Here is a 25,263-nt window from a genome sequence, read left to right as displayed (position 1 = left end):
ATTTAGCTGTCGGAGGCATCGAGGTAGCCTCCGGTCGAGAGTTCCGAGACACGGGCAAGGTAAGCCCGGCGTGCGTCGTCGATCGAGTTGAAGGTCAAGCGCTGGCGGCGGAGCGGCTGACCGGCACGGCCCCAGTGGATTGTGAGGCGTTGACGATCGAGGGCCAGTTGATAGACCGATTCTCCCTGAGGGTCGCGACGGCTGAAGGCCCGAGTCTCGGCGGTGAGGGCTTCGGCCGGGGTCAGGCCGCGACGGCGTTGCGCTTCGCGCTCGGCGTGGAGGAGCCGAAGGGCGATCAGGTGAGCACATGGACCGTTCTTGAGCCCCTGTCGGCGGAAGAATGGGCAGGTGCATTCGGCCTTGGCGACCTGCCCTTCGTCGGTCAGGAGGAGGACCGGTCGATACTCGCGGCGGTCTTCGGCCACCTCGACCCGGCCGGTCAGCTCAAGGCCGGTGGCGGCGATTCGGGTCTCGGAGACGATGGTCACGGCCCCTCGGCGGGCGATCAGGTCGTGCGCGGTGCGCTCGCGGGCGTTGCGATATTCGAGGCGAGTGAGGTCGATGGGGGCATCGGTCAGGGGGCGAAGGCGGTAGACGTCGGCAGCCAGGTCGTACATGATCCGCCCTTGCTGGCAACCAAGTTGAAGGGCCTCGACCAGGGCTTCCCATTTCAGCTTGGTGGCCTTGAGCAAATCGCCGGCGCCGGCCTTCCAGTGATCGGCCAGGTGGGCGAGGACGAGGTCGAGTTCGGCCGTCGTGTCCTGGGTCTTGCGGGGCAGGAGCAGGTCGAACCGGATGGCCTGCGACCAGTTCGCGGCGGTGAAGCCGGTTAGGCCGAGGGTCAGGGTCAACGGGCCTGCGCGGAGGACCCAGAAGCTGGGCAAGCCGCTGCCGAGCAGATGAACCTCGACCTCCTCGACGAGCGGAAGGAACCGACGAAGGAGAAACAGGCGACGGCGTCCCCAGACCCGGACGACCTTGGCGGTTTTGCCCTGATACGGTGCGGCCGAGGAGGGGATGAGGGTTTCCCAGGGTTCGAGGACCAGCCGTGGGGGTTCGCCGGGAACGAGCTCGATCCGAAGGCCGCGGCGTTTTCCCTTGCGGTCGGCGTGCATCCGAAGGTGACGCAGGGCGTTGTAGAGGTCGATCGGGTTCAGGGTGAAGGAGTCACGCGGGAGGGCCGCGGCCGACTGGACCTGGAGGAACCCGCGGAGCCAGGAATCGGGCACCCGGATGGATTTCTCCAGGACCGTGCCGGTCCCTTCGGTGCGGACGGAGACCCCGTCTTGCCCGATCCTCAGGCGGGTCGGCCGTTCGCTGCGCAGTTGTTCGAGGCCCAGGTGAAGCGCCTCGCTGAAGTCGATGTTCGTGGTGCCCCAGTGGGGGGTGATGGCGGGGTCGTGCTCGAAGGCGTCGAGATCGACGCCGAGCTTGGCATAGGTCCCTTCGTCCTTGCTGAAGACCTCGAAGAAGACCTGATCGGGATGGACGGAGACGACCGGATCGAGGATCACATACGCAAGCGGATCATTGCGCATCAGCCAGGAGAAGTAAGCCCGCTGCCCTTCCCAGAGGCCGAGGTTGGCCGATTCCGCCCGCATCCGTCGGTAGGCGAGATAGGCCGTGCGGTCTTTGGGGACGTAGCGGTAATCGCTGCCGACGACGGCGTAGAGGGCACCCATTGCTTCGCGGAAGCGGAGCGGGTCGGTCAAGTTGGCCTCGAACCGCACGGCGGGACGCTTCAGATTGCCGACAAGGGCGAGCGTGGCGTGATTGTCGTCGGAGACGAGCGTGCTGGGCGCGGCGTAGGCGAGATCGACGTCGGTGTGAGACGGCATCTCGGTCTCGACGGGCTCAGGCTCGCTCGGGACCTGGGAAGCGTTGGGGGCGTCGCTCATGGCGTCACCTCGTGGCGTCGGGGATTGCGGGAGCGATCGCGGAGACGCCTTGAGCGGCGGAGGGCTCGCCAGGCACCTTTACGCAAGGCTTCGTCGTTGGCGGCATCGAGGCCGACTGCTCTGAGATGCTCCTCTGCTGATTCGCTGGCGAGGGCGGCCAGGGCCTCGACGGCTCCGAGACGGGCGGCATCGGGCAGGGAACGATCGACGGCGACGGTTGCCAGGGGATCGAGGTGTCCTCGGGCCACGAGCTGGGGCAGCGCAACCCCCTGGGCGTGCAGGTTGGGGGCCGCTTCGGTCAGCGGACCGTCGAGGGTATTGCTGAGGTGATGCGAGAGGCGGTCGAAGCCGACCGGGTCGCCGATCAGGTCGGAGGCGATGGTCGAGGCTCGCTTTGGATCGAACCGGGCGAGGGCATCAGTGGCGAGGGTCCGGAGGTCGGCCGGGCCTTCGCGGGCGAGGGTGGCGAGAATGTCCAATACGGCGGGTGGAGGCGATGCGAACAGCGTCAGGGCCTCGACCGCCGATCGGAGGATGCGCGGATCGGTCTGATCGGGATCGCTTGCAAGTTCCAAGGCGATGAGCTGGAGCAACTCGTCAACCGCCGATTCGGTTCGCCCTGCCGCCCAGGCGAGCGTGGCGAGGAGGCGCGCCTCGTCGTCGCGGCAAGGGCCGGCGACGCGGGTTTCGACCCGCCTGGCCGCTTCGCGGGACGCGGTCCAGATTGTGGTCCATCGCGAGAGGGCACTGGCGAGGTTCGGTCCGGACTTCGCATCCTTGGTCCGGCCCAGGATGTGGGCCGCGGTGGCGACGGCCGGGGCACTTTCGGAGTCGATCGCGGCGCGGGCCTCGGTGAGCGGAGGCTCTGGAAGATCAAGCAGGATGGCACCGATCGCCTTGGCGTTGGTTTCTGAGCAACGGGGAATAAGTGCGAACAGCCGGGCGGGATCGGCGTGTTCGCGGAGTCGTTCGAGCGGTTCGGCGAGGGGGATGTCGAAGCGTTTCTGGAGGTCGGACCAGGTGAACCGGCCCGAACCGAACCGGTCGAACGGATTTTGGACGGCGGCCTCGTCAGGCTCGATCGACTCGGGGCCGAACAGGTTCCGGGCGCTGCGGAGGGCGATGTAGTAGTCGGGCCAGGTGGCTTCGCGGAGCTGCCGAAGCAAGAGGTCTCGCGTGGCCGTCTCGTCGTCGAAGGCGAGCAGGTCGAGGGCGATTGGGACGAGGTCGGATCGATCGTGCTCGGTGCTTGCGACCTCGCGGATCCGAGCCCAGGCCTCGCGGGTGCCGAGCCAGCGGAGTCCTCGCAAGGCCATTGCCGCGACGGAGCCGGAGGATCGGCTCTGGCGATCGAGCAGTTTGAACACGTCGGCGGATCGGGGCCCTCGGCCGAGGTGACCGAGGGCCTCGGCGGCGACATCTTGCAGGGCGTGGCCGGATTCGCCGGCCAGTTGCAGGATGCGGTCGAAGGCTCTCGGGTCTTCCAGCTCGCCGAGGGCGACGACGGCCCGGCGGCGGAGCGCGAGGTCGGAAAGATAATCGACGGCGGAGAGCAGGACGCTGATCCCCTCGGTCCGAGCCCCAAGCGCGAGCCCTTCGGCGGCGAGGAACTGGGTGACGGGATCGGGATGCTGGAGGGCTTTGAGCAAGGGGTCGGCCGGGCCGTTGCGCTTGCGAAGCCGCCAGCCGAGGGCTTCGATCGCCTCGCGGCGGGGCCATTCCTCGGGATGGGTGGAGGCGAGGCCGAGCGGTTCGTTGACCTCTGAACCCAGGGCCCAACGCGCCGGGGTGATGGCTCGCTGGATGAGCCGGGTTTCGCCGAGAGTGAGGCAGCGATCGAGAAGGGAGGCAAGGATCGCGTCTCGCCTCGGGTGCTGAGACTCCATCCATCGACGATCGTTGGGGCGTTCATCCTGGGGGTCGGCGACGGGCTGGTCGTACCCACTGATTGCCAGGACGGCCTGGAAGCAAAGCATCCGGGCCTTGGGGAGCCGTTCCATGAACGCAAGGAGCCGAGAGGAATCGTCGGGCCGGCGGAACTTTGCGGCGGCGGGAATGAGGACTTCGGCCGAGGCGGTGCCGGAGGCGTTGGTGTCGATGAGGTCAAGGAAGACTCCAGCCGCTCGGGGGTCGCCGAGCGTGTCGAAGGCGGCAATGACGTTCTGCCGGTCCCGGGGCTCGACCAGGGTGTTGAGCAGACGAACCAGTGCCTCGAATGCGGCCGGATCGTGCCGTTCCGCCAGGGCGAAGGCGGCCGAACGGCGGACGGCGGCGAAGCGGGATTCGAGCGCGCCGCGCAGGGCGGTCAGGGCCTTTGGGTCGGACTCGGCAAATTCGCGGAGCCAGGAAACGGCGAGCAAGCGGAGCGGCTCGGAAGCGGCATCGAGGGCCCTGGTCGCCACGACGGCGCGGCCGAGGCGATCGCCGAGCAGGCGAGCGGCCTCGGTGGCAAGGTTGTCCTTGCGGGTCATCATCACCTGCTCAAGCACCGATTGGCCGCTCGGATCGTCCTTGCTGCCGCTGAGGAGTTCGAGGCCACGAACGCCCACATCGGTCGGGCCGGCGCCGAGCGCTTCGGCCCCGAGCAGGGTGGAGTCGGTTCCGAGGGCGTGCAGGTGGTCAAACGCGGTGAATCGGACCACCTGGTTCGGGTCGGCCAGGGCCTGGAGCATGACCGGAACACTGGCGGCGGCGAGGCTTGGGTCGTCGATCGCCAGGGATCGAAGCCGGTCGAGAGCCGCGCGACGGACGCGGACGATCGCGGCCTCGGCGGCCGGATTGGCGGTGGCCTGGCGCTTCTTCGATCGGCCCGACGCGGGTGGGGCGGCTTGCTCCCGGACGAGGCCGACATAGGCGCCGAAGGCCCGGGCGCGGAGTTCGAGGGCGGGGATCGAATCGGATCGAGCGTGCGAGCCGTTGTCGGGAGTGACGGTGACTGAGGAGCCGAACCGCTGAGCGAAGGCGGTGCAGGCAAGCTCGAAGGCCGCTTGTTCCTTTTCGTCCGGTCCGAGCAGTGGGAGGAGGCGGATCACTCCCCTGGCCTGGACGATGGGAGGGGCCAGGACGAGAAGATCGGCCAGCGTGTTGACGGTGGTTTCGGAAATCGTCCAGGCGGTCTGGTCGTCACGGTCGTTGATCAATCGGGTGATGGTGGCGAGCAGCGCGGCCCGGTCGTGGGCGGATTGCAAGGCATCGGCGGCGACAAGGCGGACGCGAGGGGATCGGCTCGACAGGGCGGCGATCAATCGGTCTGCGTCGCCTCGGGGGGTGTGGTGTTCCCGAAGCATCAAGAGCAACAGGGCGCGATCTCGGATTGCCGCGTTTTCGTCGTCGAGGGTCAGCACAACTCGCCCTTCACCCGGATCTCCCAGGGCGACGGCGGCGGCCAGACGGTCGTCTCGGCTGAGGACTTTCGTTCCCTCGGCCGAGTCGATCAGAGGGGCGGTCGATGCATCTCCGCGCAGGGCCAGGCCCATCGCGGCCCGGTATTTCACGTGGAGGTCGGCGTGGGAAAGGGCCTGGCGAAGCGGATCGATTGCCTCGGAATCGACGCACCAGACGAGGACCTCGGCGGCCCCTTTGCGAAGCGGTGGGTGCGTGGAGTCGAGCAAGGGGAGGACGGGGAGCACTGCCTCGGCGTCTCCCAGCTCGGCGAGGCCATTGAGGGCCAATCCCGCCAGATCGAGCCAGTCGGAGAGGCGTTCCGATTCGGTCGGCTCGGGAGCGGCGGCGAGGGAGATGAGCGGTCCGAGTGCCGCCCGATCGCCGTGCCGGGCCAACGCCCGAGCCGCCCGAACACGGACATCGGCGTGAGGAGCGGCCAGGGCCGATGCGAGCAAGGATCGGGCGTCGTTGGACACAAGGGCGTCGATGGCAGCGAGCCGAACATCGCGGTCCTCGTCGTCGATCGCGCGAGCGAGGATGGCGTGGGCCCTGGCCGAATGCTTTTTCACCAGAGCGGCGACGGCCTTCGCCCGCACGTCAGCGAAGCGGGCGCCGAGCGCGGCCTCCAGCACATCGAGCCCCTTGGCCTTGGTCGAGGCGGCCGCGAAGGCATCGGCTCGAAGTTCGGAGTCGGGGTCGTCGAAGACTTCCAGCAGGAGGTCCCAGGCCCAGGGTTGGGCGAGCTGTGCGAGCACCTCGGTGAGGACTTCGCGGCGGACATCGGTGTGGATGCTTTGCCGGGTGAAGCGGAGCGCCCCGGCTCCGCCACCGGCGACGGGAAGGTTGAGCGAGGCCTTGAACGCCTCGGCCCGGATCGGGGGCGACCCATCATTCAGGGCTCGCACAAGCAGACGCCCGATCGGATCATCGGCTGATTTCGGGGGGGCCTTGCGGGCCTCGGCCAGCAGGAGTTGCAGGCCTCGGCGGCGGACGTCGTCGTGATCGGCGTTCAGGCCGGCCTCGGCGGCGAGCAAAGGGGCATCGTGGTCGATCGAGGCGAGAGCGGAGAAGGCGGCGTCGCGGACTTCCGGAGCTTCGTCATGCACGAGCGACCGGAGGCGGTGACGGGCCGCGTCATCTCCGAGCGCAGCCAGGGCTCGACAGACCTCGACGCGGGCGGTGGCATCGGCTTCCCGGCTCAGTTGGAGCAGCAGGCCGAAGGCTCTCGGGTCGCCGAGCAAGGCCAGGCCGCGAGCCCCTCGGAGGGAGGTGTCGAGCGATCGGCTCGCCGAGGCGTTCAGTAAGGGAGCGAGGTCATCGGCGTCGAGATCCGTCACCGAGACGGCCTCGGATGCGGCCTTTTTCGAGGGTTTCGGAGACTTGGCCGCTCGGGCCTTCCCTTTGGGTTTGGGGTCGGAGGCGGAATCTGCGACCTCGGTCGTTCCCCCCTGCCCTGGCCCGCCAGGATCGGTGGCGAGGTCGTTGAGCTGTCGGTCGAGGTCCGGATCGCGCTGGCGAAGGGTGTCCAGCAGGCGAGGTCGGGTGTGGAGCAGGAGCAAGAACGCAACGCGACGCACGTCGGCATCGCGATCGTCTGAGCGGCGACGCAGGGCGGTTGCGACCTCGGAGCGATCGAGCAAGCCGCGCTGGAGCAATCGGACGAGGGCCCAGCGGCGTAGGTCGGCGTGCTTGGAGCCGAGGGCAATCAAATCGGCCTCGGGAGCATCAGGAGCGTGGATGGCTTCCAGGGCTTCGGCGGCCGATCGGCGGACTTCCCACTGGCGGGCGTCGAGGGTGGCCAGGAGGCGGTCGAGAGCCTGTTCATCGCGCCGAGCGAGAGGTTCGAGGGCCTGGACAGCCAGACGGCCGATCTCGGGATGATCGGTCTTCAGGGCCAGGTCGATTGGGCGGAAATCCGCCGCGTCGGTGCGGGCACGGAGCTGCTCGAAGGCGAGCACACGGACCCGTTCGTCCGGGTGATCGAGCAACCCTTCGAGCAAGGGGACGACGCGAGAGTGATCGGCCTGGCCGAGGCGTCGGGCGGCGTCGAGTCGGAGATCCGGATCGGTGTCAGCACGACAGTGCTCGGCGAGCAGTTCGACGGCGGCGGAATCACCGGCCTCGGTCAGGCTGACGAGGGCAGCTTCACGGCGTCGGGGATCGCTCTGGGAGAGTTCGTGCCTGGCTCGGGCGAGGCCATCGTAGATGCGGGCGGTCGCGTCGCCGAACTTACCGGCGGCATCGAGCACGACCAGACGAAGGGTGTTGTCTTCGCAGGCGATGACCAGCCGGGGACGCTCGTGGACCGTGACGATCGCCAGATCGCGCACCTTTGCCACGCCGTCTTTCAAGGTCGCCGGACGGCTTCCCCCGGTGCGGGGCCAGGTTTTGACGGTCGAATCGCGCGATCCCGTGAGGAAGCGGTCTCCCGGAGCCCAGACGATCCTGGTGATAACATCCTCATGGGTGTTGCTCTTGCCCCGGTCTTCCGGTTCGAGCGTTCCGCGGGCCAGGGTCGAAAGCAGCTTGCGATCAGCCCCGGCCGAGAGGAAGCGAAGCTCGTCCGGTTCGAACCGCAAGGCCGAGACGGCCCCCTCGTGCAGCTTGCTCGACTCGCTGAGGAGGAAGTCCTCGCGCCCTTCGGCCGAGAAGACGGAGACATCCCCCTTGCTCGTTCCTGCGACGAGCCAGAGGCCGGTCGGATCGCAGGCCAGGCAGGTGATCTCAGCCGGGAGGTCGAGTGTCTGAAGGGCAGCAGGTTTGCTTTTCTTGATGTCGGCGATTGTGAGGGTTTGCCCCGAAGCGATTGCCAGGCGGTTTTCGGCCAGGGGGACCAGAGCCGAGAGGGGGCCGCCCTCGATGGTCAGGGATCGGCCTGGGGCGCCTCCCTGGAGCGACCCGCGGTAGCAGACTCCGTCGGTGCCGCCGATCCAGAGGTCATCGCCGATCAGGCAGATCGACTTCGCTCCGGTGGGGAGTGGGTCGGTGGCGAGGGTCAACGATTCGCAGTCGAGTCGGTAGACGGCGGTCGGCCGCTGTTCGGGGTGTTCGGTCACGAAGGCGAGCCATTTGCCTGAGGAGGCCAGGGCTCGGATCTCCCCCCGGTACGTCAGGTAGGTTTCCTGGACGCTCACGAGGTGGCCTCCTTCTCAGTGGTTTCCGAGGCCATTCCCACCGCTGCCAGGTCGGGATGAGCGCGGCGAATGCGGGTGACGGCGACCAGACAGGCGGCATGTTCGCTTTTGCCGTGCGATGCCATGAACTCGACCAGGGGCGGCAAGGCCGATCGGGCGAACGCCTCGTCCTCCATCGCCAGATCACGCAGGGTTTCCACAATCGCCAGTTTTGCAAGACGATTTGAGAGCGGTTGGAGTCGATCGAAGCCGTCACCATCATTGCGAGTGTCATCGGTCGAGGCGGAGCGGCGACCGGGGCGGCCTGGCGGAAGTTCGAACAGCATCCGGCGCAGGAGGTCGCTCATCCGGTTCGCGGTCGCGGGCGGTTGCTCGGGCCGAGCGGGGGGACCGGAGCCGCGTGCTTCGGCCGCTTCAGCCGCTTTCTTGCGAGCGACGGGGCCGATGGTCGGCTTCGGAGCAACGAACGGCGACCAATCGTCGGTTACGTGGCGATCGCGGTACAGAGCCCACAAGGCTCGCAGCACGAAGGCCCGAACGGCGCGGTCGGGGCTTTCGGTCAGCCGGTAGAGTTCCTGAGGGAGTCGGAGCCGGGGGGACCGGGCGATCAGCTTCAGGCCGAGGGCTCGGGTGGCGTCGTCGCTCGACTCACAGAAGCGATAGACGGCGGCCGGGCTGAGCGAATCAGGGTCGATGCGGTAGCGGCGATGCTCGGGACTCGCCTCGGCCAGGAGGGCTTCGGCCACGAAGCGCCGGACATCGCTGAAGGGAGCCTCGGCAAGGCGAACGAGGTCGGGACCGGGAGGAGCCCACCGAGCGAACTCGTAACGAGCGATCGCCAGGGCGAAGGAACGGAGCGGCTCCCTTGACTCGAAGAACAAGGGGCGGACGCGATCGAAGCTGAGGAACTCGGGAGGGATCTCAGCTCCGGGATCGACGGGCCGATCGGTTTCGTCGAGGGCCATCTCGGGATGATGACGCCGCAGATACTTGCGGGCGAACTGGCCTAGCCGAGCATCCTCGGCCCCGCCTCCGACAGCCAGTTGCCAGAGCCGATCGCACCCGAGCAACGTGGCGTCGGCCGAGACTTCCCGGGTACGACCGGTGAGCATTTGAAGAAAGGCCGTTTCCGAGATGATCCGGATGTTCGCCCCTTCGGCGTTCAATTGCTCGGCCTTGACCTGCTTCGAGCCTTTCTTGCCGTTGCCATAGAGTGGCGAGCCCTCGTCACCAATCACCAGATAATGCAGCTTGGCCGTCACTCCGGAGGCAACCGCGCCGCCGGCGTTGCGAACTTTTCCCTCGGCATCCTTGCGCTGCATGGTCGCGAGCTTGCCGGTAAAGAGGAACGAGGCCCCGCCGAAATCGACCGTGATCTCCTGCTCGGCCGGGGAACTCTGTTCGGGTTCGGGGTGCGATTCGGAGGGGGCAAAATCGGCGGGGACGAACCCCTTGATCATCACCTCGACGGCGAAGTCGTGATAGCGTGGCTCGGCCCGTCGGACGAGGGTCATCAGCCAGTCGAACCCGAGATCTGCCGGCAGGAAACGGCGGACGTCCCGAAGCCAGACCAGGACCCGATCCGCCAGATCCTCATCAAACGTCAGTTCGCTTCCCCAACGTTTGCCGAGAGCGCGAGCCTTGCGAACGACGGGATGTTCGTCCCAGTCGGGATGGAAGGCCAGTGCCTTGAGCAGGTCGAGGGGGATCGCGGAGGCCTTGAGCCGACCCTCATCGATCCAGTCGGCGGCCTCCCAGGACGTCCCGGGACGCAGGAGCAAGAGGGAGAGAAATTCGGGGTCGAAGGTATTCGGTTCGAACCGGGCAAGGTGCTCCATGGCAAAGCCGACCACGTCGCCGGCAGGTTCCTCGGCGGTTCGGTCGTCGCGGTCGATCAAGGCTTGGAAATAGGCAGCACCCAGGGTTTTGCTCGGGTGGATCTTCGGGAGAAGCTCCGAGACAAATTCGAATGCTTCATCGCTCGGTGAGAAGAGGCGGTCGGCGAACCACTCGGGTGTCAGTTCTTTCGGACCGAAGTGCTTCTGAATGACCTGGGCGGCGAGGGCATGGCCGTGTTCGGTTTCGAGCAAGCGTCCCCAGGCGTCGAGGCCGATGTCGCGTCTCGGGTCGCGTTCGCCGAGCAGGTCGGCGGCGAGTTTTCGAACGGAATCGCTCGGGTTGTCGGCCAGGCGGATCAGGGTCGCAACGGGAAGATCACGAGCATGAGTCCGGGCGTATGAGGCGGCATACGACCGGGCCTCGTCGCTCGGTGAGTCGAATAAACGAAGGACCGCGTCGTGCAGGCCCAGCGTGCGGAAGCTTCCTTGCTCGAACTTCGGCACGTTGCCGAGAATCCAGACGACAAAATCATGCACCGCCTCGCTTGATGAGGCGATCAGGCGGACGACCCAGGCGGGTTCGACCTCGCGCAGGGCGGCTCGGAAGTCTTTCTTCAAGGCCTCAGCGGCATAACCTCGGACGTGGTTGCAGCGGGCTCGCTCCAGCAGGCCAAACAACGGGCGAGGGCTGCGACGCCAGAGATCGGGGAAGGCCCGGGTGGTCAACGGGTCCTTGTGGGTCGCGCCGAAGCCGAAGCGACTGCGGTTGTAGGGTTTCGAACCGGCTCGTGTGCTGGAACCGTGATAGAGCAGGTGATTGAAAACCCAGGCTCCTTCGGTGCGAGCACGCCAAGTGCTCCAGGATTCCGGGTAGCGGGCCAGCACCGCCGAGGCCGCATCGGGATAGGCAACCGGCATGCCCTGCCCGATCCTCCGAAGCGATCGCCAGGCCCGGCGCACGAGGTACGCCATCGTCCGTCGGCTGATCGTGTGGTCGCGGCTGGCATAAGCCACGTCGAACCGGGCGACCAGCGCGCTCCAGACCTCCAGATCGTGCTGGGCCTCGGCCTCCTTGAAGATGCGTTTCAAGGCCCGCCAGGGACCGTAGGTCAGCGGCAGAAGGTCGATGAGGCGAAGCAGGCAGGATCGGGCGAACGGAGAACCGTCAGTCCAGAGTCCGAGGATCACCTCATGCAGGCGGAGCCGGTCGGGCAACGGCACCTCGGCGTCGGGGGCTTCGACCGCCGCGAAACGCTCGATGCGTTCGATGCGCTGTTGGTCCAGCGATTTCTTGCGAAACGCCTTGGTTTGCGTCTCGGCAAGGACGCGACCGAACGTCGGCGCCCCGTCTCGCAGAGGTGCTTGGGGCTCGGGGTCGGGCTCCGAGGCGATGGCGACGATCAGATCCACGAGGATCGGGTCGCGAGCCTCCCAGGCGCGGCGGACGTCGTCGAGGGTGCGTCGAATCGCCACGGCGGTACGCTCCGTCGAGCCGGATCGGGGTGGTTCATCACAAGGAAGAGTGAACCGGATTGAGCGAGCCCGACCAGCAGTTGATCCTGGCCGGGCCGCCCGTTCCGGGTCTCGCATCGCCGGAAAAGCAATTTGATGGACATTGGAGAGTCTACTACCAGACCTGGGACATCGAAGGCTCACTGGCCCGCCGCCCCGGGGGTGATTACCTTGTCGGCGGAACCGCGATCGGCGCGGTTGGACCAGGCCCGCCGACAAGGTAATCACCCCCGGGGCGATCAGCGGGCCTGAAACAGCCTTCGTTGTGATGCGAAGCGGATCGTTTCCACGGGCGGCGCAACGCCGCCCCGACGCCGAAGCGTCGAGCTAGACCTGTTCTCCAATCCGTTGCTTATCCGTCGATTGACTCGACGGTCACTTTTGTATCGCGACCCTCGCTGGCTCGCAAGAGGGCACTACAGATTTTTTGTACACTTTGTCGAGTCTGCTCAACACGACTATTCCTCGCGGGTGGTTCGACATTCCCTTGGAGACGGTTGGAGATGCTCCCAACCAAGTCCCACATGCCAGAGCGTGCCTGGCTTCCCTTGCCACGAGTTCACGCCCGCCTTCCTGTCTCGATGCCCGTCATCTTCCTTCGATCTGATCTTCCTTGGTGTTGAAAAACCTCTCTGCTTGCCGTATGATCCCTCATCTCAACAGTCGATTGCCCTCCCGAGTTTTCGACGAGAATCGGCGGCGTAGCTCAGTTGGTTAGAGCAGCGGAATCATAATCCGCGTGTCGGGGGTTCGAGTCCCTCCGCCGCTATTCACGACAGCATCCGACACCACCCGGCCCGAGGCGACTAAACCCGTCTCGGGTTTTCCTTTGCGCCCGATGGCCAGGGCGTCGCTCATATCAGAGATTGCGACGGTATCCGACTCGGGCCGACTCGATCCGTCCCCTGTAAGGGGCAAATAAGGGGCAAGATTCCCACCAACGCCTCCATCGGTTCCGGTTGCTCGGGCTGCTTCCGATTCGCTCGTGGGGGCCTTGGGGCGGAATGTGGGCAGGGACCGGGCGGCCTGCTCCAGATCGACGGCGCGGGGCCTCGTGTAGCGTCCGGTCAGTTCCAGCGTGGAATGCCTCATCAGGCGTTGTACGACTCGGGGGGAGACCCCGGCCTGATCGGCGAGCGTGGCCAACTGGCATCTCAGGCTATGGAAGTCGAACACCCGGCCCGCATCGTCGCGGTAGGCGATCTCAGCGGCTTGCAGATCAACTTTCAGCATATCGGCCCCACGGCCAGGCAGGGGGAAGGCGGGGGCCTCGGGGGCGATCGTGGCCAGATAGGGAGCCAGGTCGTCGGCCAGGTCGTGAGGCAGGGGTAACGTCGCGGTCTGGCCGTTCTTCGTGTAACCGGGGGCCACCGTCACCATGGGGGCCTCGGAACCCAGGACGAACGATCGGGGCGTGATGCTCTTGATCTCCGAGAACCGTAGGCCCGTCGCCACGGCCAGGCGATAACACAACGCTCGGGCCGGGCCGGTCATCTTCCGGTAGGTCGGTCCCTCGTGGGCCGCTCGAATGAGGCGGCTCAGTTCTTCGATGGAAAGCGTTCGGCGATCGTGCCGGCGATCTTCCTTGGCGTTGAAGCCAGCCACCCCCACGAGGGGATCGTCTCGCAGTCGGCCATCCTTCCAGGCCCATCGGCTGAATCCCCGGATCGCGGCCCGATGATGATTGCAGGTCGCCAAGCTTTTCCCCTCGTCGCGCAGAGACGACAGGGCAGCCTGAATCCGCGCCGGAGTCAGGTCGGATAGCCGATCCACCTTGGCCACCGTCGCCACCCGCCGGGCACGTTCCGAGAACAGAACGGCATGCTTGCTCGTGTTCCCCTTGGCGGTCAGGTGGGTCTGGAAGTCGCTCAGATGATCGGCCAAGGGCTTCGACTCGTGGAGCCGGTAGGCTTCGGCCTTCGGGTCGATCATTCCGGCCCGTTCTTGGGCGGCCTTCGATTCCGCCTCACGGGCCATCTGTTCCGTCATCCGGCGGTCAGGGCATCCCCTACGCTCGGTTCGCTGGCCATTGGCATCCGTGAATCGGAAGTACCAGTTCCGGCCACGTTTCCGAAAGTCAGCCATCACTTTCTCCCTACGTTGTCGCATGCTGGCGCATGCAGTCGTGATAAGTCAGAATGATACGCGATTGATCCGGCGGGTTCAACTCGACTGATTGACATCCGTCCAGAATTCCGGGCGGTTCGTCGTCGTCGGTCGGCTCGGCCCATTGGAGGGCTGAAAGCGCCTCCCACGAGGGCGGAGTCATGACCAGCGGGGCCAGGAAGTACGCAACTCTCCCAGATCCGGCGGCGTGGCAATCTCCCCAATCCTTCCCGGGTCCGGGGGGCCTTGCTCGTCGGCATCGGCCGGGGGCCAGTTCCACCCAGGCATCGGCCAGCCGATCCCCGGCCTCGTCGGCATCGGTTGCAATGATCCAGGGCGTAGCAGGGAGCAGACGGGCCACCGTGGAACGATCGGGCCGGTTGCTGGCCGATCCGGTCGTGGCCACCCCACAACCCAGGTGGGCAATTTGCTGGGCAACGATCAGGGCGTCAAGCTCCCCCTCTGTCACGACCACCGGGCGGCCGGGCAGGATCGGAGCAGCGACGTACAGGGAGAGATTGTGCCTGTAGACTTCGGCGTACTTCGGTTTCCGGCCCTCGGGCTGGCGAACCTTGATCAGCGTCAACCGGCTGTGCTCCACCCAGGGAATGACGATCCCCGAGGCCCGGTAGGGGCGGCCGTCCCGCGTCGTGGCCTGAACGCTGGGATCGAACCCGAGGCGGGCCGCGCGGATCGCCTCGTCATCCAGACCACGGGATCGCAGGTCATCCAGGGCATCGGCTCCAGAACGGCTCCAGAGACGATCAGAGGCTTCGGCCACGAGTCGATCGGCCTCGTCGGCGGTCATCCCCTCGGGGCCGCTCGGGGGCCTCGGGGGGGCTTTCGGCTTGCTTCGTATCACTGCTCTATCACTGCTCCAGTGATACGGGATTGCTCCCCCTGCAAAGTCGGCCAGCCACTTCACGGCCTCGGGGAAGGAACACGATCGAACCAGCATCACGAGGTTCGCAGCGTCCCCCCGTTCGTTGCATCCGTAGCACTTCCAGAACGGCTTGCTCGGGTCGATGGCGAAGCTCGGGTTCTGGTCATCGTGGAACGGGCAGGGCCACCATAACCGGCGGCCCCGTTCGCCTCGTCGGCCGGGGGGCGGCCCCATCAAGGCGGTGGCAACGGCGGCCAGGTCGATCCGGTCCCGAAGCTCCTGCCAGTCGATCCGGCCTCGGGGCGGGCCGGTCGCGGTCAATGGCCAGATCATTGGCGGGCTTCCCTCACTTTCTAGGAATCACCCGACATACCCGACAATAACGACAGAATGGCGGGCCGGTCGGGTAATTCGTCAATTGTGTCGGGTATGTCGGGCAGTCCCTTTTCAGCGTCGAAGGTGTCGGAACCGTGGGGAGGTCCGTAGCAGCGGGTTCACGTCAAACTCAGGGACGCGTTTGCGTCCGCGTCGAGGTTGCTCCCCCTCGGGCAGAGAGTAGGGCCGGATGATGTTGTGGCGAACGAGCCAATCGAGGACATCGGTCAGGGCGGCGTCATTGTCGTGGAACCGGGGGATATTCCGGTCGATGTCTCGTGTTGAGAATCGGGTCAGGTCGTTCCGCAACACCCACCGAATGATCGCCCGGACATCCGATCCGCCTTGCTCCGCCTTGCCACCCATCGCGGCGTAGGTCCGGCGGGCGTGGCTCTTGAAGTAGACGAGCAGATCGGCGGCGGCGTCGATGACGGTTTCACCCAGGTCGGGCGGTTCGACCGGGGCGGGCCTCGTCGGATCGCTCGACAGGTCCATCAGGTGAAGGATGAGGGCCAGGCGACCGGCGTAGGCTTCCAGCTTCCCCCAGCATCCTTCCAGGGCATCATCGAAGTCATCGGCCTCGTGTTCGGCCAAGTGGGCATTCATCAGGGCCACCCATGCCTTGCGGGCCTCGGGCGTCATGCCGACGACGTGGGCTTGCTCCCGACCGTTGACGAATCGCATCCCCCGACCCCAAAGACTTCGGACGAGGTTTGCCCAGTCGGTTGCAACATCCTCGGGAATGCCTCGTTCGGAATAGCGGCGTCTGGTCACCGGATCGGGAAAAGCAAACAAGAGCCGGGCCAGGAACCCGTCATCGCGTCCCTTCCCCTCGGGCAGGGTCGAAAGCATGTCGGGCGTCATCCCGCCGATGACGGTCAGGAAGGGATGAGGAACGGCGATCGGTTCCTTCATGTTCTTCGCCCGGTCGATGAAGACGGGTTCCCCGGCCCATGCCGACAGGTAGAACGGACGATCGCCACCCTTGCCACCCTTGTATTGATCCATCGACAACACCCACTTCGTCATCTCGTCGGGCAGGACGGTCAAACCTCGTGGGTTATCGGCCAGGATCGGCCCGAGGGCTTCGGTCGTGCAATCACTGGAAGCGAGACGACGTAGCTGGGGCTTCGGGCCTCGTTCTTTCGGGTCCTCCATCTCCCAGGCTTCCATCTCGCGCTGCCACTCCAGATGAAGCTCATTGGCGATCGCCCACAGGATCAACGTCGCGACCCGAAGCGCAGGCGACTTGCCGATCGACGGCCCCCCCACGAGGGCCGCATAGACCGATGCCGATGCAAAATATCCCGCCTTGATCAGCAGTCGGACCGATTGGCCGATGATCCCCGAGGCGACGGCCAGGCACGCGACGGCGGGGAAATCGACCGGGCATCCGATCGATTCGGCCGCAGCTTCGGCCAGGTCGCGGGCCGGTGCGGAAAGGACGTGCAAGGGGAACGGCTCGACACTTGGGAGCGTCCCGAATCGGATCGGCCCCCAGTCGTCCCCCTCGTCGGGCTTCTCCTGCTCCTGCTCCGCTTCGGGAATCGGCTTACTCAGATCGACGGCCAGGATCTTCTGCAAGACTTCATCTCGATCATCTCGGGCGGCCAGGAAGCCATCCAGGGCCTTCTTACGGTCATCGGCGGGATCGACGGTCAATCCTGCCAGGTGATCGACGAACCCCCGTAGGGGTCCATCTAGGGCGTCCAGATGGCCATTCACTTCCAGGCCAGCGACGAGGCGGCCGATGATCCAGGCGGCGGCGGGCGTGATGGGGCTGCTCATGCTACACCCCCTTCCAGCCATTTGATGATCGTCGATCGGCTCCAGAGCGAAACTCGGCCGATCACCCGGTCGGGCTTCGGGAATCGTCCGGCCGATCGCTCGCGTTCGATCGTGCGACGAGAGATGCCGATGGCTTCGGCGATCTCATCCAGGCGCAGGGCCAGGCGTTCGACCGGGGGCCTCGTGGGGGCCTCGGGCAGGGAGGGACGTTCCATCATCGCCCCCCCCGGCCGGTAGCCTTATGGGAGGGTGTGGAGGGCTTCGCCTCGGATTCCAACCAGGCCAGAATCCAGGCCCCCTTATAGAGCGTTCGTTTCCCCTGCCTCGTGTATCGCAGGGCACCCGAACGGCGGCCAGCGGACAGAGCAGAGCAGGTCAACCCGAGGGTCTGACGCAGGGCGGCGTCATCGTACAGGGCCTCGGGTTCGATCTTCACCGGTTCGATCATCTCGCGTGTCTCCGGGAGTAACGGGACCACGCGAGCGAACCTAATCAGGGGCGGGGCGGTTGCGTGCGGTTTTCGGCGGTTTTCAGTTAGCGATCTTTTATGTGTTTCGGCGGTTCGCGGGGAAGGTGTCGGGCAGAATCACTCCGAAGGTGTCTTGAAGCCAGGGCTTCATCTCCTTCCAGTCATACAGGGCAGACCTTCCCCCTCCACCTTCCACGACGGGATCGGGCATCCCTTTGTTCTTGTATCCTTCAAGTGTTCGCTTCACCCGATGCACCATTCCAGCGGCCTGATTGAGTGTCACGAGGTCATGCGGGGCCTCGGGCTTCGCCTCGAATCGTGCCGCGTCGTCTGGGGGTGTGGCATCGCCCGGCACTAGATTCGGCAAGGCCTTCGAGATGATCTGGATGGCCTCGGCGGAGGCAGAGAACAAGTCGAGCCCTTCCGGCAGGGTCGAGTACCAGCAGCTCGGGAGGGTATCCGGGTGATCGCTCGGGAATCCGCCCGCCCTTGCCCTGTCTCGTGCCCATGCGTCCCAATCGGCGGGCTCGTACCATTGCGTCATGCGGCCTGGCCTGAACTCCGTCATGCGGCAAGTGCTGAGGGTTTCGTCCGCGGGTGCCACCCAGGCGAGTCGGTGAACCGTGGCGAGCCACGCGGCAGCGTTGGCGCGGTTGATCGCTCCGGCGCGAGGGAATGGTTCCGGAGTGGCGTTGTGGAGGATGGCCGGAAAGTCCCAGGTCGCCCGATAAGCCCGATTGGCGAGGGCAAGCCAGGTGTCGAAGCGCTCGGGGGCGCCGTAGTAGGCAGCGAGGACCTTGCGATCCGGCCAAGCGTAGAACCTGTTCCAGACGTGGTTCTCGAATGGCGATCCGTACCGAGTCAATGGGCGAACCGATGGGAGGCGGCTACCCCACCCGGCATCGTTGGGTCGGTCCAGCACCTCGATAAGATCGCACACGATGATCCCGAACAGGTCGCGGCCCTTGTCGGCGGCACTGCGGAAGTCATGCCGAAGTTCTGACAGGACCGACGCAGTGCCATCGTCGTAACGGCTCATGAATCATCCCCCAGAGGATCGGGCCGGGCCGGGCGTCGTCTCGGCTGGGGGACCGATGACGAGCCCGACCCGCACGGCCCCTGTCTGGCCAGACAGGGGCTTACCCGTCGCAATTGTATCTGAACGGGCGTCACCTGATCCAGATCGGATCAAATACCCATCCCGACGACCGATTGGAGGGTCTGATTTGACTTCACTGCCGCACAGCCGTGAAACCCACTCTGCGAAGGGTTCGCGGGCGATTTGTTAGGACTCGCAAGGCAGGGAATTGTTCTGGCGTTGCAGCACCGCTCGAACTGTAACAGTGTTACAGCATCGATCAGGGCACCGACGACGCATTGGACCCAGAGCCATTTCGGGGAAGGCCATATCCGAGGCACCTCGGCCCCCCGTCCCCGATCGGGACGGAACCGGGCTGCCCCCTCCCTCCTGGAACAGTGTTCCACCCGGCGGCACGTCAACGTCGGTCGCGAGCGAGATCGAGTCCGCTCGGAGTCAACCGGACGGTCCCGAGGCCGTCGGAGGTTGCATACCCACGTTCCACGAGTCGTTCGAGATCGCGACGCGCGAGGCGAGCGGCCTTGAGAAGGCGGCGTTCGGGTTTGGATGACGAGCAAGCGCAGCGCGGATGCAAAAGCGCGACGGACACCAAATCGAGCGCCGACACCGTAGCCGATTCTCTTTCCTCGTAACGCTTCAGCGCAACGGCCAAGGCACGGAGCTGAAGCGGAGTCGTCTTTTTCGATCCGTTCATCAGGGTTTGCTGTAACGAGCCTTCCATGCGGCCTCGATCGCCTCGGGGGTGAGGTCATAGCGTTCGCACAACTCGGCCACGATCTCCCGGTGGCGGCGGGTCAGGAAAGACTCGGCCGCCCGACGGGTCGTCTTCGACTTCGCCTCAGCGCGGGCCTCCTCGATCGCGTCCTGGTACGCCTCGGCTGCCAGCCGTTCGGCCCGGAGCCTTTCGACGATCTGGTCCAGCATCGCGAGGTCCTGCCGGATGTCGGCTGCGGTCGCCAGCGTCCCACGGTTCCGGCCCGAGACGACGTACCGCCGTTCGCCGATGCCGATGACAACCTCTTTGGCCTCGGCCATCAGATCGAGCCGTTCGGCATCGAAGGTGGCCTCAATCCGCTCGTCGAAGACGACTACGTCCGCGTTACTGGGCGAGGCGGGCCCGGAGTAAATCACGTCGGGCCGGCGGGCCTTGCGAACGACCTCGACGGGCACATCCCACCGCTCGCCGTCGGCGTAGAACATGACTCGTTCCCGGGGCTCGAAGAGGAACCCCGAGAGGTTGCTGAACTCCATCTCAAACGTCGCGCTGTTTAAGTCGGCTGGCTCGCGGCCATCACCGTAGAGCAGCAGACGGAAGGCTTCGGGCCTGTCGTTGGAGCCCCCGTCCTGCTCAGGGGGACGGCTCATCTCGAAAGTTGCCACCTTGCGGTCCGTCGCCGGGTCGTACCTCACATCGACTTGGGCCTCCGATCGGGCCGCAATCGCGGCGCACGCCAGCACGAATGCTAGGATGATTTTCATTGGATTATCTCCTCTCGAAGGTGGCCAATCGCCGCAACGGCCTCTCACGAGAGCGACGATACACGCTCCTGAACAGAGGTGCAAGCATCCAACAGACCCGCGATCCCCCCGAGGCGGATCGGTCGTGATCCGGGCGCCGGTTCACCGTTCCGGCGGCGCGGGCAGCTTCTTTCGCTTCGCCCAAGCGGCGACAGCTTCCGCGATGATCTCGGCGGCATCCTGGCCGGTCTGGTCGGAGGCCGATCGGAGCCAGTCCGCCCATTCCTCATAACACCGGATTTTGACCTGGCCCGTCCGCTTCCGCTCGGACGGCGGTCGGCCTCGGGTGCGCGTGGCGTCCGTCATGGATCGCTCCCCTGTTTTCTGATTTTATGGGTGCACCGATATTGACTTTATGGGTACACATGAATTATACTCTTTCATGTCGGGCGAGCAAAGGGCAAGCCCGAAAACGAGAGGGGGCCGAGTGACTGGTACTCACCCGACCCCCCGAGGGCAAGGCTGAATAGGAGCCTCACCCATGACGATCCTTTTCGACAGCACCCGCCGCGTCAAGACCACCCGCTTCGGCCTCGGGCTCGATCGCCCGACCGACACCTTCGGCAACCCCCTCCGCCGCGTCCGCTATTCGGCCGAAGATGCGGCCTGGCATGCCGCGCAGGGCGGCGACTTCCACTCCCTCGACACCGACACCGCCTCGATCCTCTGGGAACAGGTGGCGGCCGACGCAGAGGCCGAGCGCCGCGTCGAGTCCCCTTGCTACCTCTGATCGGTTCGGGGTCGGGAGTCTTCCACTCCCGGCCCCATCGCTTCCCCTCTCATCCCAATCCTTTCCCAGAGGATCACCCATGAGCACCCCGACCCGACTCCCCCAGCATTCCGACCCCTCGACCTGGCCAGCCTGGACCGACGAAATCCGCTGGACCCTCGGCCCCGCCTCCCCCGACCTCGACGACCCCGACTCGACCCCCTCGGGCCGCCTCGTCTGCTCCTGCGGTCGCGTCCTGATCGAGTACGATCTCCCCGGCCCCGACCAGATCGCCGACGGCGCCTGTAACGCCTGCGGAGCGGCCGAACGAGCCTCCCTCGACGGTCCCCCCGTCCTTCCGGCAGACCCGGTTCTCCGAGACATCCCACCCTTTTGAGGTGAACAGCAGGAATGTCCTCCCTCGAAGGCCCCGACCCCCGGCGAGTCGTCGTTGGGTCGGGGCCTTCTCAGTTCGAACCACCGGGCCGAGTCCAGAATGACGATCGGCAGAGATCGAGACACCGCTGCGGGGAGGGATTCTTGGGTGATTTTCATCACGCTCGAAAGGTCACAAGGAGATGTCTTCAAGGTCAATTTCATGGTTCAATGATTTGAAGGATGACTGAACCGGGCAGGGAGTCCTCCTGAACATGTAGAGATTCCTCGGAGCCGCGCAATGCACGTCGTCTCGATTTACAACAACAAGGGCGGAGTGGGGAAATCGACTCTAACCGTCGGCGTTGCCGAATTCCTGTCATCCAATCGTAAGAAACGAGTCCTTGTGATCGACCTCGACTCGCAGGCATCGAGTTCCTGCTCCCTGCTCGGGCATCGTGAGGTTGCTCATGCCGTCCAGAGTCATCGGAGTATCACCAAGCTCGCGGACAGGCTCTTGCGGACTCGGAGGTCCCTGGCGCAACCCAACGATTACATCACGGAACGCCCTGCCAGCATGGTGAAGGGCACACCACTCGCTCGGATTGATGTCCTTGTCCCCGACAAGCCCGGCATCCTCGACATCGAGGAACGGATGCACCGTACGAAGGACGCGGGCCTTTTCCGCGACTACCTCAAGCCATCGCTGAGCGCATATGACTTCGTGCTCGTCGATCTCCCGAGTCACGTCGATCAGCGTCATACGCTGGTCGTGAACGGCCTCGTCATGAGCGATTTCGTCCTCATCCCGATCGAGCCGAACCAGATTTCACTGAACGGCCTCCCGGACACGTTCGAACTCATCGACTACGCCTGCGACCTGAATCAAGAGCCGGTCCCGAAGATCGTCGGAATGGTCCTCAATAAGACCGACAAACGCACCCAGCAATATCGCACCAAGCTCCCCCAAATTCTCGAAGCGTCCAGCCAGAAGGCCATGCCCCCGGTCTTCAATAATTTCTTGCCCGATACCCCCAAGCTCGCGACGAGCACTGACGAGACGATCGACTTTCGGACGCTCAAGGCCCGATTCGATACCTATTACGACAACGTCCGCAGGGTCGCCCGTGAGCTTGAACAACGCTGCGACGGCCACACCCCCGAGCCTCCCCCGAAGATCAGCTTCGGGACCAAAATCCGTGACCTTCTCGACCGTTTCTCCCTCGGCAAGACTTCCAGGGCGAAAGCCGATGTCGTTGATTTCGAGGATGCCTTGACCTGATCGTTCAGGCCGCGACCGACTCACCCTGTCGCTTCCCCACCCGAGGAGGCCCGGACCATCGCCATGATCCCGGCCTTCACAGCTTCGGGCAGCACCTCCCACGAGGCAATCACTTCGGCCAGGTCTGGGGGCGTCTCGGGGGCCTCGTGGGGCAAATAAGGGGCAACGGGAACAGAAGCAAGACGTAAAGGCTTGGCGGGTTGTAAGTTAGCGTAATCGCTTCGCGGAATCATAATCCGCGTGTCGGGGGTTCGAGTCCCTCCGCCGCTACTTGCGACAGCAGACGATACCACCCGCCCCGAGACGTCTAAGGGCTTCTCGGGGTTCTCTTTGCGCCGATCGGAAGCGAAGGTGGACGTGTCGGCGTTCTCGCCAGTAACCGACCGTGTTCGACGTGTTCCCTCCCCTCGGGTGGGCAAGGCGCTCGCTGATGCGTCCGTCGGTCCCGATCGCGGCCTGCCCCTCGGGGCTCGGAAGATCGGGGCCGAGGTAAGGCAGCGCGGCGGCCCCTTCCAGATCGACGGCCCGGGGCCTCGGGCTGCGCCGCAGGCATCCGGAGCAGACCCTCGAGCTCTGGGCCGAAGATGAGGCCCAGCTGGGGCTCAAGCTGATCGCCCGGCGGGGCTGGTCGCTCAAGGGCCAGCGGCCCACGGCGCATGGCCGCACGAAGTGCCAGAGGCTCTCCGTCTCTGGCTTCGTCCACCCGGCGAGCGGCCGGAGCCTGGAGCTGATCCTGCCGGCGGCGAACACCGAGTGGATGGCCGCGGCCCTGGCGGATTTCGCCCGCTGGGCCGATCCGGAGGGCCGCAAGCTGCTAGTCGTGTTGGTCGACAACGCCGGTTGGCACCTCGCCAAGCGTTTGGAGGTCCCTGCAAACGTGTTCCTGCACCGGTTGCCGCCGAAGAACCCGGAGTTGCAGCCGGTCGAGCCGCTCTGACCGCTGCTGCGTGAGGCGGTGGCCAACCAGGGTGTTGAGGACCTGGAGGCGATGGAGGAGCCGTTGGCCGAGTGGTGCCGGTGGCTGATGGACCACCCCGAGGTCGTTCACGGGGCGTCCGGCTTCCACTGGGCCGTCGCCCTCAATGGTTCGTGATTCAGTGGATTCGGTGTCACATCCATCGGAGGCGGCCCTTGGGCGGGAACGGGAAGTCCTTACGACGGCAAGGGATAAACGGCCGAACGAGGCTTTGTAATCGTCCTGCTCCTGGGAGGGCCAGTCTTGACTGGCGTAATGGTCCAATCCCGGGGTCGCGTTTCACCTGGCCATCGGCCCTCCGAGGCGGTCTCCCGGCCGCTGGGGTGTTGACGGGCGCCTCCGATCGGGCAATTTTAGATCTGAACGCCGCCCTATCCCCCGCCTGACGACGCACTTATTGGTATCGGATCGGATCGACCGCCTCCCCGGCGGGCGATGGCCGCGTTTGACCTCGGCGTCTCCCGGGACGTCCGCCTCACCTGCCCGACCGCCCCGCCTCATCCCCGCCGAGGCCCGTGCCGCCCCCCCCTCGAGGACGCAAAGACCATGCCCGGCCACCCAACTCTCCGAGGTCCTTCCGGCACCCCCGAGTTCCTACTCCTCGGGCTGCTGCTCGCCCTGACGGCCGGTTCGGCCGGTTGCTCCGAGTCCGAGGGGGTCGCGGCCACCGCGACGCCCACCCCCTCGCCGATCCGGGCCACGGTGGTCGAGGTTTCCGAGCAGCAGTGGCCCAGCGAAGTAGCCACGCAGGGAAACCTCGTGGCCGACGAGACCACCGTCGTCGGCGCGAAGGTCGCCGGCCGGATCGACAAGGTCCACGTCGACCTCGGCGACTTCGTCGAGGCCGGCACCGTGCTCGCCTCGCTCGACCGCCGGGAGCTTCAGGAGCAGGTCCGACAGGCTGAGGCCGAGCTGATCCAGGCGAGGGCCGCCATCGGCCTCGACCTCGAGGACCCGCTCGACGACCTCGAGCCCGAAGCCTGCCCGATCGTCCTCGAGCAGAAAGCCCTCTGGGACCAGGCCCGGGCCGACCGGGAGCGCTCCGCCGCCCTCCGCAACCGCCAGGTCGCCACCGACATCGAGTACGAGACCGCCCTGACCGCCGAACAGGTGGCCCGAGCCCGGCACGCCTCGGCCATCAATTCCGTCCGGGAGCTGATCGCCACCGCCAAGGTCCGCACCGCCCAGCTCGAGCTGGCCCGGCAGGCTCTGGAGGACGCCGAGATCCGCGCCCCCTTTGACGCCCGGATCCAGGACCGCCACGTCTCCCCCGGCATGTACGTCCAGGTTGGCGCCCCCGTTGCCACCCTGATCCGGGACGACCCGCTCCGCTACCGGGGGACGGTCCCCGAGCTGTTCGCCTCCAGCCTGGCGATCGGCCAGCTCGTCCGGCTCCGGGTGGAGACCGGCCCCGAGCTCCCCGAGGTGACGATCACCCGGATCAGCCCCTCGATCGACCCCTTCAGCCGCTCCGTCCTTTTCGAGGCGAGCGTCCCCAACCCCGACCACGCCATCCAGGCCGGCCAGTTCTCCCAGGGGGAGGTGGTCCTCGACCAGTCCCGTCGGATTATCGCGCTGCCGAAATCGGCCGTCGTCGAGTTCGCCGGCACCCGGAAGGTCTGGAAGGTGGTCGACGGGAGCGCCGTCGAGCAGCCGGTCGAGCTGGGGGGCCATCGAGACGACCTCATCGAGATCCTCGACGGCCTTGAGCCTGGCGAGCAGGTTCTCCTCGACGGCTCCCTCGGCCGCCCTGCCCCGGTCGAGATCCCGATGGAGATCGCCGCCCTCCCCAACGATGGCGGCGACGGCGAACACCCCGACGAGTCCCCGAGCCCCTGACCGGATCGGCTCGGATCCGTCGCGTCCTCCCCCCTCCGATTCCCCGGCCTTCGGCCCCTGCCCCTCGCGGAAGAGGTC

General features: G+C 65.9%; 16 protein-coding genes, 2 tRNA genes and 1 pseudogene. 8 read left to right on the top strand and 11 right to left on the bottom strand.

The features are described from left to right. Positions 1-2 precede the first annotated feature (2 nt). From GA615_RS10895 to GA615_RS10885, 3 genes are read right to left on the bottom strand one after another with little or no spacing between them, the layout of a single operon-like run. A complete protein-coding gene (locus tag GA615_RS10895; RefSeq protein ID WP_152051319.1) occupies positions 3-1,898 on the bottom strand; it encodes an SWIM zinc finger family protein in 1,896 nt (631 codons plus the stop codon). Next, positions 1,895-8,416, bottom strand: coding sequence for a HEAT repeat domain-containing protein (locus GA615_RS10890; RefSeq protein WP_152051318.1), 6,522 nt, complete (start codon positions 8,414-8,416; stop codon positions 1,895-1,897). The genes GA615_RS10895 and GA615_RS10890 overlap by 4 nt, the downstream gene beginning before the upstream one ends. Further along, positions 8,413-11,727, bottom strand: a complete 3,315-nt coding sequence (locus tag GA615_RS10885) for a BRCT domain-containing protein (protein WP_235905325.1) — start codon at positions 11,725-11,727, stop codon at positions 8,413-8,415. The genes GA615_RS10890 and GA615_RS10885 overlap by 4 nt, the downstream gene beginning before the upstream one ends. 59 nt (positions 11,728-11,786) lie before the next feature. On the opposite strand from GA615_RS10885, the gene GA615_RS27805 reads away from it, so the two are divergent. Further along, positions 11,787-11,990, top strand: coding sequence for a hypothetical protein (locus GA615_RS27805; protein ID WP_201750162.1), 204 nt, complete (start codon positions 11,787-11,789; stop codon positions 11,988-11,990). A gap of 471 nt (positions 11,991-12,461) precedes the next feature. After that, positions 12,462-12,535, top strand: a tRNA-Met gene (locus GA615_RS10880). A gap of 338 nt (positions 12,536-12,873) precedes the next feature. Here the strand turns inward: GA615_RS10880 and GA615_RS28700 are convergent. The 8 genes and pseudogenes from GA615_RS28700 to GA615_RS10840 form a co-directional block, all read right to left on the bottom strand. After that, a pseudogene (locus tag GA615_RS28700) lies at positions 12,874-13,698 on the bottom strand (tyrosine-type recombinase/integrase); the annotation flags it as partial. A gap of 163 nt (positions 13,699-13,861) precedes the next feature. Further along, on the bottom strand, positions 13,862-15,088 hold the full coding sequence (locus GA615_RS10870) for a CHC2 zinc finger domain-containing protein (protein ID WP_152051316.1): 1,227 nt from the start codon (positions 15,086-15,088) through the stop codon (positions 13,862-13,864). A gap of 114 nt (positions 15,089-15,202) precedes the next feature. Then, on the bottom strand, positions 15,203-16,918 hold the full coding sequence (locus tag GA615_RS10865) for a DUF3987 domain-containing protein (RefSeq protein WP_161602278.1): 1,716 nt from the start codon (positions 16,916-16,918) through the stop codon (positions 15,203-15,205). Then, the gene (locus GA615_RS10860; RefSeq protein ID WP_152051314.1) at positions 16,915-17,136 is read right to left on the bottom strand and encodes a helix-turn-helix transcriptional regulator; all 222 of its coding nucleotides are present in this window, start codon (positions 17,134-17,136) and stop codon (positions 16,915-16,917) included. The genes GA615_RS10865 and GA615_RS10860 overlap by 4 nt, the downstream gene beginning before the upstream one ends. Continuing rightward, on the bottom strand, positions 17,133-17,366 hold the full coding sequence (locus tag GA615_RS10855; RefSeq protein WP_152051313.1) for a hypothetical protein: 234 nt from the start codon (positions 17,364-17,366) through the stop codon (positions 17,133-17,135). The genes GA615_RS10860 and GA615_RS10855 overlap by 4 nt, the downstream gene beginning before the upstream one ends. 97 nt (positions 17,367-17,463) lie before the next feature. Then, the gene (locus GA615_RS10850; protein ID WP_152051312.1) at positions 17,464-18,426 is read right to left on the bottom strand and encodes a hypothetical protein; all 963 of its coding nucleotides are present in this window, start codon (positions 18,424-18,426) and stop codon (positions 17,464-17,466) included. 753 nt (positions 18,427-19,179) lie between these two features. Continuing rightward, positions 19,180-19,965, bottom strand: a complete 786-nt coding sequence (locus tag GA615_RS10845) for a hypothetical protein (protein WP_152051311.1) — start codon at positions 19,963-19,965, stop codon at positions 19,180-19,182. Positions 19,966-20,106: 141 nt separating this feature from the next. Beyond that, positions 20,107-20,310, bottom strand: a complete 204-nt coding sequence (locus tag GA615_RS10840; protein ID WP_152051310.1) for a hypothetical protein — start codon at positions 20,308-20,310, stop codon at positions 20,107-20,109. 175 nt (positions 20,311-20,485) lie between these two features. On the opposite strand from GA615_RS10840, the gene GA615_RS10835 reads away from it, so the two are divergent. From GA615_RS10835 to GA615_RS10810, 6 genes are all read left to right on the top strand, one after another. Further along, positions 20,486-20,734 (top strand): hypothetical protein, encoded by a 249-nt coding sequence (locus GA615_RS10835; RefSeq protein ID WP_152051309.1) that lies wholly within the window; start codon positions 20,486-20,488, stop codon positions 20,732-20,734. Positions 20,735-20,813: 79 nt separating this feature from the next. Further along, positions 20,814-21,110: a hypothetical protein gene (locus GA615_RS10830; RefSeq protein WP_152051308.1), complete on the top strand. Its 297-nt coding sequence runs from the start codon at positions 20,814-20,816 to the stop codon at positions 21,108-21,110. Between the two features lie 279 nt (positions 21,111-21,389). Continuing rightward, positions 21,390-22,370 carry a ParA family protein gene (locus GA615_RS10825; protein WP_152051307.1) on the top strand — a complete coding sequence of 327 codons (981 nt, stop codon included), beginning with the start codon at positions 21,390-21,392 and terminating at the stop codon, positions 22,368-22,370. A gap of 194 nt (positions 22,371-22,564) precedes the next feature. Then, positions 22,565-22,640: transfer RNA gene (locus tag GA615_RS10820), tRNA-Ser, on the top strand. Between the two features lie 268 nt (positions 22,641-22,908). Continuing rightward, on the top strand, positions 22,909-23,307 hold the full coding sequence (locus GA615_RS10815; protein WP_152051306.1) for a transposase: 399 nt from the start codon (positions 22,909-22,911) through the stop codon (positions 23,305-23,307). A gap of 585 nt (positions 23,308-23,892) precedes the next feature. After that, positions 23,893-25,185 (top strand): efflux RND transporter periplasmic adaptor subunit, encoded by a 1,293-nt coding sequence (locus tag GA615_RS10810; RefSeq protein ID WP_152051305.1) that lies wholly within the window; start codon positions 23,893-23,895, stop codon positions 25,183-25,185. Positions 25,186-25,263: the final 78 nt, after the last annotated feature.

The sequence above is a fragment of the Tautonia marina genome (genome assembly GCF_009177065.1).
GTDB lineage: Bacteria > Planctomycetota > Planctomycetia > Isosphaerales > Isosphaeraceae > Tautonia > Tautonia marina.
This window is presented reverse-complemented; position numbering and strand designations above follow the sequence as displayed.